Annotated in this window: 13 protein-coding genes; 6 read left to right on the plus strand and 7 right to left on the minus strand. The window is 53.6% G+C overall.

Features of this window, described 5'->3' with window-relative positions:
* Positions 1-39: 39 nt before the first annotated feature.
* From EHT25_RS30290 to EHT25_RS30300, 3 genes are all read right to left on the minus strand, one after another.
* The gene (locus tag EHT25_RS30290) at positions 40-429 is read right to left on the minus strand and encodes a hypothetical protein (RefSeq protein WP_124879203.1); all 390 of its coding nucleotides are present in this window, start codon (positions 427-429) and stop codon (positions 40-42) included.
* Between the two features lie 138 nt (positions 430-567).
* Entirely contained in the window at positions 568-1,929 is a 1,362-nt protein-coding gene (locus tag EHT25_RS30295) for a HAMP domain-containing sensor histidine kinase (RefSeq protein ID WP_124879204.1), read from the minus strand.
* Positions 1,926-2,621 (minus strand): response regulator transcription factor, encoded by a 696-nt coding sequence (locus EHT25_RS30300; RefSeq protein WP_124879205.1) that lies wholly within the window; start codon positions 2,619-2,621, stop codon positions 1,926-1,928. Before EHT25_RS30300 ends, EHT25_RS30295 begins: the two co-directional genes overlap by 4 nt.
* Positions 2,622-2,852: 231 nt before the next feature.
* Between EHT25_RS30300 and EHT25_RS30305 the strand changes: the two genes are divergently transcribed.
* Positions 2,853-3,779, plus strand: coding sequence for a Nif3-like dinuclear metal center hexameric protein (locus EHT25_RS30305; protein WP_185731542.1), 927 nt, complete (start codon positions 2,853-2,855; stop codon positions 3,777-3,779).
* Positions 3,780-3,830: 51 nt separating this feature from the next.
* Here the strand turns inward: EHT25_RS30305 and msrA are convergent, their stop codons facing one another.
* Positions 3,831-4,424, minus strand: a complete 594-nt coding sequence (msrA, locus tag EHT25_RS30310) for a peptide-methionine (S)-S-oxide reductase MsrA (RefSeq protein ID WP_124879207.1) — start codon at positions 4,422-4,424, stop codon at positions 3,831-3,833.
* 353 nt (positions 4,425-4,777) lie between these two features.
* On the opposite strand from msrA, the gene EHT25_RS30315 reads away from it, so the two are divergent.
* Entirely contained in the window at positions 4,778-5,686 is a 909-nt protein-coding gene (locus EHT25_RS30315; protein WP_262707862.1) for a polyphosphate kinase 2 family protein, read from the plus strand.
* A 136-nt stretch (positions 5,687-5,822) separates the two neighbouring features.
* Positions 5,823-7,895 carry a ComEA family DNA-binding protein gene (locus tag EHT25_RS30320; protein ID WP_310588788.1) on the plus strand — a complete coding sequence of 691 codons (2,073 nt, stop codon included), beginning with the start codon at positions 5,823-5,825 and terminating at the stop codon, positions 7,893-7,895.
* A gap of 9 nt (positions 7,896-7,904) precedes the next feature.
* Here EHT25_RS30320 and uvsE read toward each other — a convergent pair whose 3' ends face one another.
* From uvsE to EHT25_RS30335, 3 genes are read right to left on the minus strand one after another with little or no spacing between them, the layout of a single operon-like run.
* Positions 7,905-8,843: a UV DNA damage repair endonuclease UvsE gene (uvsE, locus tag EHT25_RS30325; RefSeq protein WP_124879208.1), complete on the minus strand. Its 939-nt coding sequence runs from the start codon at positions 8,841-8,843 to the stop codon at positions 7,905-7,907.
* A 49-nt stretch (positions 8,844-8,892) separates the two neighbouring features.
* Entirely contained in the window at positions 8,893-9,813 is a 921-nt protein-coding gene (locus tag EHT25_RS30330; RefSeq protein ID WP_229311853.1) for a DUF4249 domain-containing protein, read from the minus strand.
* Positions 9,814-9,818: 5 nt separating this feature from the next.
* Positions 9,819-12,275, minus strand: coding sequence for a TonB-dependent receptor (locus tag EHT25_RS30335; RefSeq protein WP_124879209.1), 2,457 nt, complete (start codon positions 12,273-12,275; stop codon positions 9,819-9,821).
* Positions 12,276-12,527: 252 nt separating this feature from the next.
* Between EHT25_RS30335 and EHT25_RS30340 the strand changes: the two genes are divergently transcribed.
* The 3 genes from EHT25_RS30340 (at position 12,528) to EHT25_RS30350 (ending at position 16,108) form a co-directional block, all read left to right on the plus strand.
* Positions 12,528-13,640: a Gfo/Idh/MocA family protein gene (locus EHT25_RS30340; RefSeq protein ID WP_124879210.1), complete on the plus strand. Its 1,113-nt coding sequence runs from the start codon at positions 12,528-12,530 to the stop codon at positions 13,638-13,640.
* Positions 13,641-13,839: 199 nt separating this feature from the next.
* Positions 13,840-14,949, plus strand: a complete 1,110-nt coding sequence (locus tag EHT25_RS30345; protein ID WP_124879211.1) for a hypothetical protein — start codon at positions 13,840-13,842, stop codon at positions 14,947-14,949.
* Positions 14,950-14,980: 31 nt separating this feature from the next.
* Entirely contained in the window at positions 14,981-16,108 is a 1,128-nt protein-coding gene (locus tag EHT25_RS30350; RefSeq protein WP_124879212.1) for an Ig-like domain-containing domain, read from the plus strand.
* The last annotated feature ends 45 nt before the right edge of the window (positions 16,109-16,153 follow it).

Raw genomic sequence — 16,153 nt, forward strand, 5'->3', positions numbered from 1 at the left:
GGCTACAAACCGCCAGGCTGACAGGCAGCTGGGTTCGGGTTAGTCGTTTTCGGCTGGAAGGTTCTTTGGCCGTACATCACCCGCCACTTCCGTTGGTGTGGCAGTCGGAGCCGCCACATTCAAACGTTGAATTTTATAATTCCGGTCAGCCAGATTTTCCTCAGCGGTATGCGGCACGAGCAATCCGTCAACCGGCTCCGGGTTGGGAACCGGCTGCTTGTAATTGGCTACGGTTTTGTTGTCGAAACCGGGCGTGGTGATGCCGGTTCCTTTCTGGTCGGCCCATTTCCGGGCGGCAGCCGCCTTGTTGGGGTGTTTGTAATTATGCGTCGAATAGGTGACATCCTTCCGGGATTTGACGTCATCCTGAGCCGCCACCGTCAAAACCGTTAATCCACTGAGAGCAAGAGCAAAAATGTATGTTTTCATGGCTTTTTATCTGTTTAAACTACGCAACCGTACAAGTTCAGATTCACCGGGAATCGACGTTCCGATTGGTACTACAAAGATGAAAAGCCGGTGTTAAGCTCGTGTTAGAGCGGCATTAGAACGCGGTTAGAAATGCAGTTAGCGGGGGAGCGAAACCCTAAAAGTTGTGCCGGATTCGTCCGAAGACTCGACCTGAAGCTGGCCCCGGTGCAGCCGGACGATCCGGTCCGTCAGGGGAAGCCCGATTCCGTAACCCGGCAATCCGCTGGCATTACGCCCCCGCTGAAAGGGGACAAAAATGGCCGATAGCTGGTCGGCCGGAATAACGGAACCGGTATTATGAACCCGGATTTCCACCGATTTACCCAGTGTCGACAACGTAACCGTAACCGTGTGATTGGTCGAAAATTTCCCGCCATTATCCAGCAAATTGAAAAAAGCCGTCCGCAGCAGCGGTTCACTGCCCGTCAGTTGCCAGTCGGTCGGCGCCATATTTCCGACATCGATGTGCAGGTGAACCGTATAATCGGGTTGCAGTCGCTGAACGTCCTGCTGAACCTTCTCCAGCAACGCATCGATCTGCACGGGCCCCATCGGTACGGCAGACGAGTCCATGCTGGCACTGGCCAGCGCCAGTAACCCATTGGACATGCGGTTTAGTCCCCGAACGTCATCCAGAACCGAGCGGAGGGTTGCGCGAAGTTCATCGGGTTCATCGTCGGCCAGCAGCGACACTTCCAGTTGTCCGGTAATGGCGGTCAGCGGGGTGCGAAGTTCGTGCGAAGCATGCGACACAAACGAGCGTTGCAGTTGAAAAGCCTCTTCCAGCCGATTCAGCATCCGGTTGAACCGCTGTGCCAGTTGGGTCAACTCGTCCGCATTTTCGCCTTCGGGCAGTCGCAGCGAAAGGTTCGACGCCGTAATCTCGTCGATCCGGTGATTGATCCGGCTGATGGGTTCCAGAATGCGGCCCATAAAATACCGGCCGGCCACCAGCATAATACCCGTCATCAAGAACCAGCCCCCGCCCAGCAGCCGGGCTAAATTTTCCATCGTCCGCACGCCGTAGGTGTCGACCGCCGAAGCAAAAATGACGAACGGGGCGGTTCCTTCCCGGAACAAAATTCCCACGACCTCCCGGTTTTTATTCCGCCATTGGGTCGTTTTTAATTCCCGAACCTGGCTCAGAATCTTCGGCGTCACGGTCAGGTAATCCGTGCCGCTTTCGTAAATCAACTGATTATTCGCGTTATAAATAATGATTTCTTCCTGCGGCAAAACCGTCAACTGGTTTTTATCGATCAATTTATAAAGCGTCGGCCCCAGCTTTTCCCGGCCCACCAGCAGATGCCCCGCCGTGATCGCTTCGGCCCGCAGCCGGTTCAGAAATTCTTTTTTCCGGTACTGTTCCGCTACCAGGTACAAAAACAGGCAGAACAGGGCCAGCAAAACGGAAACGATGGCGGTCGATAAGAGGGTCAGGCGGTTTTGAAGGCTCATTTTTCTTTCAGCACATACCCCATTCCGATCAGCGTATGGATCAGTTTGGTGGGATAATCTTTGTCGATTTTCGCACGTAAATAGCTAACGTACACATCAATTACGTTCGTCCCCGTGTCAAAGCCGATGTCCCAGACCTGCTCGGCAATGTCCACCCGCGACACCACCCGCCCGGCGTTCCGCATCAGGTACTCCAGCAGGGCATATTCGCGGGCGGTCAGGTCGATGGTCTGCCCCTGGCGCCGGGCCACACGTTCGTCCAGATCCAATTCGAGATCGGCCACGCGCAGCACCCGATCCACGTCTTCCGTCGTACCGGCCCGACGCAGCAGGGCTTTCAGCCGGGCCAGCAATTCCAGAAAATCGAACGGTTTGGCCAGGTAATCGTCGGCGCCCGCTTCAAATCCCAGCAATTTATCGGCCGTGGTGTCCAGGGCTGTCAACATCAAAATCGGTACCCGGCGGTTTTGCTGACGAATGTGCTCGGCCAGATCCAGACCACTGATGTCGGGCAGATTTACGTCCAGAATAATCAGGTCGTAGGCAGTTTTGGCAAAAAATGCTTTTCCCTCCTCCCCCGTTAACGCCACATCGACCGTGTAAGCCTGCGTCTGTAGCCCTTTTCGGATAAATGTTGCAACCTTGGGCTCGTCTTCAACCAATAGCAAATGCGCGTTGGAACCAGTAATCATAGGGGCAGCGTGAGCGTTCGCAAAAACAGATAAAAGGAAAGTAACTGCAAAATACGAACCTGCAGATTAATTCAAAGGCTCCACCGGAGCGGATACACCTCTCCAAAGTAGTGTATTTTACCGGTGGAAACAATCTGGCGTATGCAAAGAGTATGTTTCGTCAAAAACGCGTCTTTTCATAAAAGCCAGGTTAACTGGCATTCTCAAATCCGCTCAAAAACCGCTTGTCCTATGAAAACTGTGATGGAAAATGAGTTGTCGAGAAGAGCGTTTCTGCTGTTGGGCTCCGGAGCAACGCTGTCTGCGGTTCTCCCCTTTCGGGCGGAAGCCGCCCCCCATGCTCCAAAAAATGGGCCCCTGACCTGTACGGATATTGCCAATCATTTTAAAAAGACGGATACCGCCGGGCGGGTAAACTGGGACAAAACAACGGACACGTTCAAGGCGGGAGATCCGGCCCGGCCCGTTCGCAAGGTAGCGGTAGCCTGGAAAGCCAGCCTTGATGCGGTTCAGAAAGCCATTTCAATAGGGGCGGATTTACTCATTTCCCACGAGTCGATTTGTGTTCAGGCGGATAACAGTTCGATGAAGCCCGAAATCGAGTTTGCCCTGCCAACGGAGATGCCTAAGTTCGAACTAATTCGGAAAGCGGGGCTCGTGGTCTATCGCTGCCACGACTTCTGGGACAGCTTTCCGGGATTGGGCATGCGCGCGAGCTGGCAGAAAGCGCTGCATATCGGTACTAACATCATCGCGGATGCGTACCCTTTTTATGTAACCAAGGTAGCCCCTCTTACCATCGGCGACCTCGCCCGACACATCCTGAAACAGATAAAACCGCTCCGGCAAAACGGCGTACTGGTTTCCGGCGACACGGAACGGGTGATTACCAGAATCGGAACGGGCACCGGTGTCACGACCAACATTGTCAAACTTCGGGAGCTGGGTGCGGAGGTCGGTATCATCACGGAGGACTATTACAATCATGTGCGGATGGGAGTTCATGCCCAGGAACTCGATTTCCCGACGATTACCGTCAATCATGGCGTCACGGAGGAATGGGGTGCCCGGAATCTGGCGACTTACCTTCAACAGGAGTTTCCGGCGCTGGTCGTAACGCATCTTCCGCAATACTGCCCGTATCAGGTGATCGTATAAGCTGTTGAATAACGAAAAAAGCCCCTTTCGGGGCCTTTTTTGAACTATTTTTTATTCGTGACTTGACGTCACCTTGTCGCTGCTTTTAAGCTTGTCTTTGAACACCTTGCGGAATTTGTCCAGTTTCGGCGCAATCACAAACGAACAATAGCCTTGTTCGGGGTTGTTGGCGAAGTAGCTCTGGTGATACGCTTCGGCTTCGTAGAACGTCGACGCCGGGCTGATTTCCGTTACGATCGGTTTGTCGTACGCACCGGACGCATTCAGTTCTTTCTTCACGGTTTCGGCCAGTTGTTTCTGCGCGTCGTTGTGGTAAAAAATCACCGAGCGGTATTGCGTTCCGACGTCGGCACCCTGGCGGTTCAGCGAGGTCGGGTCGTGGCTCCGGAAAAAGGCTTGCAACAGCTCGGCATACGTAACTTTCTTCGGATCATAAGTAACTTCAACGCATTCCGCGTGGCCGGTATTTCCGGTACAGACTTCCTTGTACGTCGGATTGGTCTTGGTGCCACCTTCGTAGCCCGAAACGGCATCATAAACGCCGTCCAGTGATTCAAACATGGCTTCCGTACACCAGAAGCAGCCGGTACCGAAGGTTGCTTTTTCGGCTCCTGCGGGCGTTGTTGCGGGGTTGTTCGTATTCATAACTTTGGATTTTCGATCGGATGATTGTTGTTTTGACTGACCGCATGACAACAGCGGAACCAGTGGCAGCAAAGCCATCAGCCAGGTTGTCAGGCGTTTTAAATTCGATGATTTGAACATAGTACGAAGCAGAAAGTTTTACACAGGTATAACAAAAGCGAGTTCCCTACATACGAATGAACCAGTCCAGCGGTTTTTACTGAACAGAATCCGGTTTAAGACGGTTCGTTATAGTACCACGGACTGCCAGTCCGTGAAAATCCAGGTACACTTACACCTGATCTTTCATCCTGAAACTGAACACGAACTACCAGTCCGTGGGTACATAAAACCGTAAACTAACACAAAAGACCTTGAATAATACAAACGAGCCCCTGCATCTAAAAACCGAACGATTTCGTTTTGCCGGTTCTTCGGAAAACGGTTCCTTTTCCATTTCCGATTTCCCCACCAAAATCGACGATCTCTACGAAAACAAGGAGCACTACGAAACCCTGCTCGCCAGCCTGACCACCGAACTCAACGAGTTGCAGGAGAAAATGTACGCTCACAACCGCTACGGTTTGGTTACGATTTTTCAGGCCATGGATGCTGCCGGAAAAGACAGCACCATTCAGCACGTCTTTTCGGGTGTCAATCCGCTCGGTTTGCGGGTTCATTCGTTCAAACGGCCCACCGACCAGGAGCTCGATCACGATTTTCTCTGGCGCAATCTCATCAAACTGCCCGAACGCGGCACCATCGGTATTTTCAACCGCTCCTATTACGAAGAGGTGTTGGTGGTGAAAGTGCATCCCGAAATCCTGACCAAAACCCAGCGTCTACCCGACGAACGCACCGCCGACCTTGACAAAGTCTGGAAACAACGCTACAAGGACATCGGCAATTTCGAAACATACCTGAACCGCAACGGTTTTCCGGTGTTGAAGTTTTTCCTGAACGTCTCGAAAAAAGAACAGGCCGACCGGCTCATCGACCGCATCGAAGACCCGTCGAAAAACTGGAAATTCGACGATCAGGACGTCGTGGAACGCGGTTTCTGGAACCAGTACATGCAGGCCTACGAAGACGCCATCAACGCAACCGCCAGCAAAAAAGCGCCCTGGTACGTCATTCCGGCCGACGACAAGAAAAACATGCGGCTGATTGTGGCCAAAATTCTGGTCGAAGAACTGAAAACCCTGAAAATCGAGTACCCGAAGGTGAACAAACGGCAACAGAAAAGTTTGCAGGATTTACTTGAAGTAATCAAAAAAGAATAATCGGGAGCGGTTTTCGTCAAAACCGCTCCCGCAGTGTGTCTTCGCGGGGTGTTTGTCGTCTAAGTTCTGAAAGAAGGACTTTCGGCCGAAACGGGCTGTCCGGTATCTGTGCAGCCTCTCCCACCGCGACGACGAATTGAAATCTACTTCTACGGTTTGGCTACTCACCGGTTTTTTGCTGATGAATCGGGTGGCCGCTGCGCAGGAATACCGCCGGCAGGAAACCAACCTCAGCGCATTCATCCAGAATCTATTTCCGGTTCAGACCGAGGGCATTGATTACCAGGCGGTTTCCGAGAATCTGTACCAACTCTACGCCAATCCGCTCGACCTCAACACCGCCACCCGCGACGAACTTTCGGCCACCTACCTGCTGACCGAACGCCAGCTCAACAGCCTGTTTAACTACCGCACGACCTTCGGTCCTTTTCTGTCGATTTATGAACTCCAGGCCGTCCCGGATTTCGACCTGCCAACCATCCGCCGACTGCTCCCGTTTGTAACCGTCGACGCCCAAAACCGCACCCTTTCGGTCCGCAACCCAACCGATCATTACCTGATCCTGCGCGTCGAACGTGTGCTGGAACCGCAAAAAGGATTCACTCCGGGCGAACCCGACAAAAATGGCAATTCGCCCCGGCGCTACGACGGCAGCCGGCAGCAATGGTATGTCCGGTATCGCTACAGCCGCCCGCGCGCCTTCAGTTTCGGTCTGACGCTGGAACAGGACCCCGGCGAGCCGCTGCGCTGGAAACCGGGGAGTTATCAGTACGGGATCGACTACATTTCGTTTCACGCCCAGATCCAGAACCGGGGTCGCTGGCGGAACGTCCTGCTGGGTGATTACCAACTGCAAATTGGTCAGGGACTGGTGTTGGCGTCCGGTTTTTCGCTGGGCAAAGGAACCGAAACCGTCGCGGGCATTCGCCGACCGTCGCTGGGCGGACGTCCGTATTCTTCCCTGAGTGAATACGGTTTTCTGCGCGGATTGACCGCGACGTATGCCCTTAGCAAAAACTGGGACATTACCCTCCTGGCCGCCCGCAACCGACGCGATGGAAATGTAGTAATCGATACTGAAAATCAGGAAGATAAAATCAGTTCATTGCAAACCAGCGGCCTCCACCGAACCACTGCCGAACTCGCCGACCGCGCCAGTTTGCGGGAACAGAATCTGGGCCTGCATGTGCTCTACCATACCGACCAGCGGCTGCAACTGGGCGCGACGGTTTTGCATACGGTTTTCGACAAAACCCTGCAAAAACGTGATTTGCCCTACAATCGGTACGAATTTACGGGAAAACAAAATACCGTTCTGGGTCTGCACGGCAGTTATATCTATCAGAATATCAACCTTTTCGGGGAAGCGGCCCGTTCGTCCAGTGGCGGAATCGGCGCCGTTGGGGGTGCCGTTGCCAGCCTGACCAAACGCCTGGATGCGGCTTTTCTGGGGCGGTATTACGCCCGGAATTTCCACAGTTTTTACGCCAACGCTTTCGGCGAAAACACGCGCAACAGCAACGAGCGCGGCATTTATACCGGTTTACGCTACGTGATTTACCGCAAACTGACACTGGGCACTTTTGTTGATTATTACCGGTTTCCGTGGTGGAAATACCTGGTCGATAACCCGTCGCAGGGGTACGATTACCTGCTGCAAGCCACCTGGTCGCCCACCAAAAAATGGTCGGTTTACGGGATTTACCACGAAGAACACAAGGAAAAAAACCTGCCGACGGCGCTCAGCAAAACCAAACAAACCGTTAAAACCGTTCGGAAAAACTACGCGCTCAACGCCGAATACAACCCTTCGCGCGTGTGGTCGTTCCGGACCCGGATTCAGTGGGGCGGTTTTCGATACACCGGTTTTTCGCCCTCCAGAGGAATAGCGATTGTGCAGGACGCCACGGCGGATTTCGGGCGATTGTCCCTCAGCGGGCGGCTGGCGTGGTTCAGTACCGCGGATTACGACAGCCGACAGTACGTTTACGAGCGGGATGTGTTATCGACGTTTTCGATTCCGGCCTACGCCAACCGGGGCATCCGCAATTACCTGCTGGTTCAGTATACCTTAAACAAGCACCTGGACGTCTGGTTGCGCTGGAGCCGCACCGATTTCCGGAAACAGGAAACCGTCGGTTCCGATCTGGACGAAATCACCAAACCGCACAAGAGCGAGGTGAAAGTGCAGGTGCGGTGGCGGTTTTGACTTCCGCTTTCACTCCGCCTGCTGCTTCATCAGCTTCTGAACGGCGGGCGGCAGGTCCGGGTCTTCACCCCGCAACCGCAGGACCGCGAGTTCCTTCATTTTCGATTCGAAGACGATATCCACTTCTTTCCCGTAGGTATTGACGGACGAATAGAGCCAGTCGGCGTGGGCTTCCCGGCGGGCGCGGGGGTCCTCCCAATGCTGGCGCGAATCCGAATAATGAAAAACCGGTCGGACATCCCAGGTGGCGTAGGCCGTCAGGAACGCTTCTTCTTCGGTCTGGTAACCGGGGTTCAGCGAATGGTGGAAATAATCAAAAACAATCGGGATGCCGACGGCTTCGTATACCGTCAGCAGGTCGGACACGGTATAAAGGCTGGGCCGATCATCGTTTTCCACCGTCAGCCGGGCGCGCAGGTTGGCCGAAAGCAGGCTAAAATTGCGCGCAAACCGCGCCAGCGTGGCGGTTTTATCGCCGTAAGTTCCGCCTACGTGAATGTTGATTTTGTTCCAGTGGGAAGGGGTAAGCCCCATCAGGTCGAACAATTCCGACTGGTATTCCAGGTCCTTCAGCGTATTGGTCAACACATTGCCCTGACCAGCCAATTGGTTGAACGGCCCCGGATGCGTGGTCAGGCGAATGGGCCGACGGCCAATTTCTTCCAGCGTAGCCCGAATTTCGGCAAAATCCGGCAGCTCGGCAATGCGGTATTCTGACGCCCACGGAAACAGGTCGGACGAAATGCGGAACAGCTTAAAACCGTGCTCAATGTTCCAATCAACGATCACGAGTAAGTCCTGCACGTTTTTCAGCGCCAGTTCGGAGGCATACGCCAGGCCTTTTTCGGCAAAGGTCTTTTTGATCATACCCCGGTTGGTGGTGATCTTGCGGGCCTGAAGGCTCAGATTAATACAGGCATAGCCCCAGTTGAAGGATGTCGGCGTCATGTTGCCTTAACCACAAACCGGTGCCTGCGGTTTTTGCAAAAACCGCAGGCTAATCCTCCTTCGCCCGGATATTCGCTTTTTCCACTTTAACGGTTTTGCTGCTCACCGCCGAAACGCCGAAGAAACCGACGGCTTTCGGGCCTTTGGCGTCCCGGTTGATGACGTTGGTCGGAACGTTGGCAGGTGGGGACGCGAACAAACCGCCGTTGTTGATCTGGGTGCTCAGCTGCAGGAAAAAGTAGAATGCCTCCGGTGTGATGGACAATACTTCTACTTTGACCGAATCGTTCATGTTATAGAGACTGTCGGGGTTGATCGATGTCCGGATGGGCTGGATAAACAGCAAACCATCGGTGTTGGCCGAACCGTTGAACGAACCGTCGTAGGAAACGACGATGTTCTGGGTGCCATCGAGCCGTTTGCCGTTCTGGTACGACCGAATCCAGTAATAATCCGTCTGTTTCGGCAGATCCGTCGCGTAAAACTCCGCCCGAAAACCGGTCCGGCTCTCAAACGGATTGGGTTTTTCTTCCCGAAAAACCAGCGAATCGATGGCCGGAACCGGGTTCATTTGAGAAATCGAAATGTATTCCTGTCCTTCGTAACGAATGCCCAGCAGGTATTTCTTCCCGATTTTCCCGAAAACTTCACCGTTTTTGGGCGTCCAGACATAGTTGCCATTCTTCTTTACGTCGATAAATTCGCGAATGACGCTGTCTTCATCAGCCACAATAACCGTCGCCCCCAAAGCCGGTGGCGGTTGAGACGCGTCGAAATAACCGGTGGTTTTCGTCAGTTTGATGGTTTGCGGACCGGGCTGATCGGTGATCCAGCCATCGACGGCGAGTTGTGTCGGGCCGGTTTGCAGATCGATGTCGATCGGATCTTCGCAGGACGTCAGACCCAGCACGAGCAGGCCCAGCAGGATGAGGTGAATGACCGAAAAACCGAATATATGATTGTTTTTCATGGCGCTTAGAATTTGAAATTATACGTCGCGGAGGGAATCAGCGTGGCAAAAACGGAATATCGCACGGCTTCGGCCACCGGAATCTGAACCTGCTCGCCGTTCATCGTCACCGTCCGTTTGTCTTCGGCCTGCCGGAAAAAAACCGAGAACGGATTCTTGCGACCGTACGAATTATAGACCGAGAACACCCAGTTGCTCTCCCATTTCTGCGTCGGTTTTTTCTTGCGGTTTTGCAAGGTGGCAGCCAGGTCTAAGCGGTGGTACGGCGGAATCCGGTAGTTGTTGCGCGAATTTTCAGCGTTGTGCGGCACCAGATAGCCCTGGAAAATATAGCCGTTGGTCGGGAATGTGCCGGGCGTGCCGGTCGCAAACGCAAACGTGGCCGAGAAACTCCAGCGTTTGTTGAGGTCATACAGCGCGACAACGTTGACGGTATGCCGTTTGTCGAAACGCGTTGGAAACCAGCGGTTATTGTTGATACCGTCCACAAACCGTTCGGTTTTGGCCAATGTGTAACTCACCCAGCCCGTCAGATCGCCCTTGTTCTTTTTCACGAAAAATTCGGCTCCGTAAGCCCGGCCTTTGCCGTTCAGCAGGTCGCCTTCGAGGTATTTGTTCAGCAGCAAATCCGCGCCATCGATGTAATCGACCTGATTTTGCAGCCATTTGTAATACAGTTCAACCGACACTTCGTATTCCGTACCGGTTTTGCCCAAATTCCGGAAATACCCCCCGGCGATCTGGTCGGCAATCTGCGGTTTGATGTTGTTGGTCGATGGCGTCCAGACGTCCAGCGGGGTCGAAGCCGTGGTGTTCGAAACGAGGTGAATGTACTGCGCCAGCCGGTTGTAACTCACTTTCAGCGAACTAACGTCATTCAGCTCATATTTGGCCGAAAACCGGGGCTCCCAGTTACCGTACGTTTTGATGGGTTCACCACGGTCGTATTTCGTAGTTAAAACCGGAAACCGGCGCTGACCGGCCGGAACACCAGTCTGAAATTCGTACGCTTCGCCGGGGCCGATGTAGTTATAGAGCGAATACCGCAGGCCGTATTGCAGCTGCAGTTTTTTGGAAACCAGTTGTTCGTTACCGATGTACAATGCACTTTCCAGCGCATATTTATTTTCCAGACCGAACGTCCGCACCTCACCCCCGCTGGCGGCATTGGCAATTCCCGGCTGAAAATCGTAGACAATGGCCTGACCACCGAACGTCAGTGTGTTGTTTTTCAGGAACAGCGTAAAATCCGGCTTGAGGCTATAATTGACAATGCCCGATTTCCAGTTGAAAAAGTCTTTGGGATCTTTGCGTTTTAAGTCGCTGTCCAACAGGTAGTCATAATTGCTGTAGAAAGCCGTGGTGTTCAGAAACAGCTTGTCGCTGAACACGTGATTCCAGCGCAAACTGGTGGTGGTGTTTCCCCAGTTAAACCCGAAATCGGCCCCGAACACGTCGCGACCGAGGTAACCCGAGGCATAAATGGTGTTTTTGGCGTTGATGCGGTAATTGGCTTTGGCCGTCAGGTCGTAGAAATAAAACCGGGAGCCTTTCAGGTCGCCGGACAGAAACGGTTTGGCCAGCACGTCGGCATACGACCGGCGACCGGCAATAATAAACGATCCCCGTGCTTCTCCTTCCTTGTTTTTGAACAGCGGCTGCTCAACGGTTAAGCGACTGAAAATAAGGCCAATTCCACCCGAAACTGTGGTTTTCTTGGAATTTCCTTCCTTCATCCGAACGTCGAGAATGGACGAAATCCGCCCGCCGTACACCGCCGGAATCCCGCCTTTCACCAGCTTCACGTCTTTCACCGCATCGGGATTGAAAACCGAGAAAAAACCGAAAAGGTGGGAAGAGTTGTAAACCGGTGCTTCGTCGAGTAACACGAGATTCTGATCGACGTTACCGCCCCGCACGTTGAAACCCGTTGCGCCCTCACCGACCGTCGAAACGCCCGGCAGCAGTTGAATGCTCCGAATGACGTCGACCTCGCCCAGCAGCGCCGGAATTTTCTGGATCGTTTTCATTTCGACCCGGTTCACGCTCATTTCGATGTTTTTAACATTATCGTCTTCGCGCTTGGTCGAAACCGTAACTTCCTGCAAATCACGGCCTTCTTCTTTCAGTTCGATATCCAGCCGAACGTTCTGGCTGGTCAGATCGACCGTGCGGTTTTGTTTGGTAAACCCGACGTAGGTATACACCAAGTTGTACGTGCCGAGCGGTAAGGTCAGCGAATAATAGCCGTAGGAATTGGTGGTGATACCCGAGCCGGTTTCTTTCACGAACACCGAAACGCCGATCAATCCTTCCCCGTTGGCGGCATCCTTGATGTAACCACTTACCGTCGCCTGGGCATTCGTTCGTCGGCTGGCCGAAACCGCATCGGGCGCTGGCTGCGCCAGAACGGCCGAACACGCCAGCATCATCAGAAAAAAAGAGTGTAAGAACTGTTTCATAGATTGGCTGCAGTATTGAGAAACAAAGGTAGGTTCACTGTAGTTGTTGAATGACAGCAAAGGTCGGCTTTCCCCTCATCATATAGGATAAAAAAATGATGAACCGCCAAAATTCGATTCCGAAAGGCACGGGTGGTTGGATAAAATTGACGAAAAACCCATTATCTGCTTTTCATTCCGAAATCCTTTCAACAGTTGCGCCCGAATGTAGTTAGTTAGGTACAACCTGTATTTTCCCCAATTAGAAACGGTATGAGTGAATTGAAAGAACTCGGTTTAGGCGTCATTGGTTTCGGCGGTTTTGGCCTTTTTGCCACTCAGCATTTCCTCCAAACTCCTCACGTCAAGCTCATTGGCATCGCCGGTTCCCAGCGCGAGGAAGCAGTCCGGGCCGCCAACCGGTTTGGAGCCACCAACTTCAGTACCATCGACGAGTTGCTGGCCCAGCCAGACCTCGACATCGTGTACATCGCCACCCCGCCTTTTCTGCATTACGAACAGTCGATGCAGGCCCTCCGAGCCGGAAAACACGTGATTTGTGAAAAACCGCTGGCCATGAATGCTGAACAGGGCCGCGAGATGGTGGCATTTGCTGAAAGCAAGGGTTTGCTGATGGTGACCAACCTGATGCAGCGTTACAATCCGATGTTTGATCGTATTAAAACGCTGATCGACAAGAAAATACTGGGCGAATTTCTGCACGGTTATTTCGAGAATTACGCGGGCGACGAAGGGTTGTCGCCCCAGCACTGGTTCTGGAACCGCGAGCTGAGTGGCGGTATTTTCATTGAACACGGCGTTCATTTCTTCGATCTGTTTGCAGGCTGGCTGGGCGAAGGCCAGGTGGAAGCCGCGCAGGTCTGCCTCCGCGACGGAACCGAACTCGAAGATCAGGTGCAGGCAACGGTGCGCTACGGAAACCGGCTCGTGAACTTTTACCACGGTTTTACGCAGGTAGGCCGGATGGATCGGCAGGAAATGCGGCTTTTGTTCGAACGGGGCGATGTGACCCTGCACGAATGGGTGCCGACGCGGGCGGAGATCCGGGGGCTGGTCGACGAAGCCGGGACACGGGCGCTGATGGATCTGTTTCCGGGATCGATGCTGGATATTACGGGCAATTACGGCGGCAAAGACCGGGCGGTTCGCGGCCGCAACAAGGAGTTTGAGGCCACCCAGCAGGTCCAGATACGGTACGGTTTCGATCACAACAAAATGCACCTCTACGGTGAACTGCTCCGGCTCATGTTCCGCGACCAGACGGCTTTTATCCGCTATCCCGAAACGCACCGGAAAATTACGGAACAGAACGGCCTGACTTCGTTGCTGACGGCGGTGGATGCCGATCGGCTGGCGCATCGTTAGACCGGAACGCGGATTGAACGGATTTTCACGGATCAAAACTGATTGTATCCGTGAAAATCCGTTCAATCCGCGTTCCGATCACAACTCCCACGCAACCGATCCGACATACTTATCGTATCGAAACTTTATGTAACTTACAACTCCCTTACTACCAGAGTGCTATTGACACTATCGTTCGAATCACTAACCTTTTCGTGACATGAAAAAAATGTATTTTCTGCTGGCGGTCGGTTTTGCCGGAATCGTTTTGCTGGCCACCACCACGCGGACGAAAAAACCGTATGGGTTGACGGTTGGAACGCCCGAAATCAAGTCGATTAATGCGCTGACGTTTAGCCCGAACGGAATTCTGTTCGTGGGGGATGCCAAAGGCGGTTCCATCTTCGCCATCGACACCAAAGATGCCGCGGTGACCGGCCAGGCCGCTCCGGTTGAAATCAAGAACGTCGATCAGAAGATTGCCGCCCTGCTGGGTACCGAAGTGCAAAACATTACCATTCAGGACATTGCCGTCAATCCGGTTTCTAAAAAAACCTACATCGCCGTTCAGCACAGCGACGGCACCCCGGTTTTACTCCGGGTGGAAGGAGATAAAATTCAGCCGGTTTCGACCAAAAACGTCGAATTTTCGAGCCTCGCGCTGAACAACCTGCCGTCGGCCGATGCCAAAGACCGCCGGGGCGAATCGATCCGGGTGTCCGCCATTTCCGACATGGGATTTGCCGATGGGAAAGTGCTGGTGAGCGGCTTGTCGGGCCAGGAATTCAACTCGACGTTCCGCAGCATTCCGTTTCCGTTTACCGACAAACAGGATCAGGCATCGCTCGAGATTTACCACGCGGCCCACGGCAAATACGAAACCCTGTCGCCCATCAAAACCTTCACGACGGCCGAAATCAAAGGCAAAAAGTACCTGGTGGCCAGTTATACCTGCACGCCCCTCGTGCTGTTCCCGATGGATGAGCTGAAAGCCGGCAACCACGTGAAAGGCCGGACGGTGGCCGAAATGGGCAGCGGAAATTCCCCGCTCGACATCGTTACGATGAAGAAAGGCGACGACTCGTTTCTGGTCATGGCCAATTCCAGCCGACCGGTTTTTAAAGTGAAATACAAAAACATTGAAGGTTATCAGGGCTCGCTGACCACGCCGGTGGAAGAAAGTTTTGCCACGGCGGGCGTCCAGTTCGTTTCGTTGCCAGTGACCAACGTCATCCAACTCGACAAACTCGACGACACCCGAATGGTGATGCTGCAACGCCGATCGAACGGTAATCTTGACCTGTGGACGTCCAGTGACCGGTATTTGTAAGACGTATCAACGAATCAGGATCAGGCTGTGCATGATGCAGGGCCTGATCTTTTTTGTGTTTATCGGTTTTTTCGCCTGCCAGAAAACCGCCGAAACAACCGGAATTACCGTACGCTGGAACAACAACCGTGCGACCGGAATTGCCATTCCCCAAAATCGACTCGCTTCTTTTTCGCTCGATTCAATAAGCCAATTGCTAAGCGTTCGGCTGGCCAAAACCGGTGCGCAACCCGCCATTCTGGGCGAGTACCAGTTGGCGGACAACGCCGTTATTTTTGAACCGCTGATTCCGTTTACGCGCGGTCTGCGGTACGAAGTCTGGCTGAGAAACCAACGGCTCGACGGTTTTGAGATACCGCTGGCCGACCCGAAAGACGCGCCCGAACTGCTCGCGGTCTATCCGTCGCAGGATTCCTTGCCCGATAATTTACTCAAAATCTACCTGCGGTTTTCGCGACCCATGCGCGAAGGGCAATCGCCGAAATACGTGGCTTTACTGAAAAACCGCACCGACACGGTTCCCGGTGTTTTCCTCGACCTGCAACCCGAACTCTGGAACCCCGACCGCACGATGCTGACGCTGTGGCTTGATCCCGGCCGCATCAAACGCGATTTGCAGCCCAACAAACGGCTCGGTGCGCCCCTGCAAAAGTCCCTTCAGTATCAGCTCGTTGTATCGGCACTTTGGCCCGATCAGCAGGGTGCGAAACTGGCAAAAGCGTTCACGAAGGCGTTCGTTACCATTCCGCGCGATAGCCTTTCGCCCAACCCCAACCGCTGGCAGATCAAACCGCCCGCAGCGGACGGAAACCAGCCGCTGGACATAACGTTTGGCGAACCGCTCGATTACAGTTTATTGACCGAAACGCTGCATGTGATCGGGAATGATGGCAAACCTATTACGGGCAAGTGGCACATCGGTGACGAAGAAAAAACCGCCCGCTTCAAACCGGCGCAGAACTGGAAACCGGGGCGTTACACCCTGCGGATCGAAGCACGGTTGGAAGACCTGGCCGGGAACAACCTCAACCGCCCCTTTGACCGCGATCTGACGCAAAAAACCGTTTCCGTCGCTTCGGCGAGCTTTTTTGAGCGTTCGTTTCGCATCAGTCGCCCCCCTTCCGGCAGTGATGCTGCCCTTATCCAGGGAACTCCGTAAGTTCTGAAGACGGCCACTCTTCGCACGATCCGGTTGGAATCGATT

Origin of the sequence: Larkinella rosea, assembly GCF_003858635.1 — a bacterium.
Classification (GTDB): Bacteria; Bacteroidota; Bacteroidia; order Cytophagales; family Spirosomataceae; genus Larkinella; species Larkinella rosea.

Coding starts and splice junctions, on each gene's coding strand:
- EHT25_RS30290 (WP_124879203.1), bottom strand. CDS start 429: ATGAAAACATACATTTTTGCTCTTGCTCTCAGTGGATTAACGGTTTTG.
- EHT25_RS30295 (WP_124879204.1), bottom strand. CDS start 1,929: ATGAGCCTTCAAAACCGCCTGACCCTCTTATCGACCGCCATCGTTTCC.
- EHT25_RS30300 (WP_124879205.1), bottom strand. CDS start 2,621: ATGATTACTGGTTCCAACGCGCATTTGCTATTGGTTGAAGACGAGCCC.
- EHT25_RS30305 (WP_185731542.1), top strand. CDS start 2,853: ATGAAAACTGTGATGGAAAATGAGTTGTCGAGAAGAGCGTTTCTGCTG.
- msrA (WP_124879207.1), bottom strand. CDS start 4,424: ATGAATACGAACAACCCCGCAACAACGCCCGCAGGAGCCGAAAAAGCA.
- uvsE (WP_124879208.1), bottom strand. CDS start 8,843: ATGACGCCGACATCCTTCAACTGGGGCTATGCCTGTATTAATCTGAGC.
- EHT25_RS30330 (WP_229311853.1), bottom strand. CDS start 9,813: ATGAAAAACAATCATATATTCGGTTTTTCGGTCATTCACCTCATCCTG.
- EHT25_RS30335 (WP_124879209.1), bottom strand. CDS start 12,275: ATGAAACAGTTCTTACACTCTTTTTTTCTGATGATGCTGGCGTGTTCG.
- EHT25_RS30340 (WP_124879210.1), top strand. CDS start 12,528: ATGAGTGAATTGAAAGAACTCGGTTTAGGCGTCATTGGTTTCGGCGGT.
- EHT25_RS30345 (WP_124879211.1), top strand. CDS start 13,840: ATGAAAAAAATGTATTTTCTGCTGGCGGTCGGTTTTGCCGGAATCGTT.
- EHT25_RS30350 (WP_124879212.1), top strand. CDS start 14,981: ATGATGCAGGGCCTGATCTTTTTTGTGTTTATCGGTTTTTTCGCCTGC.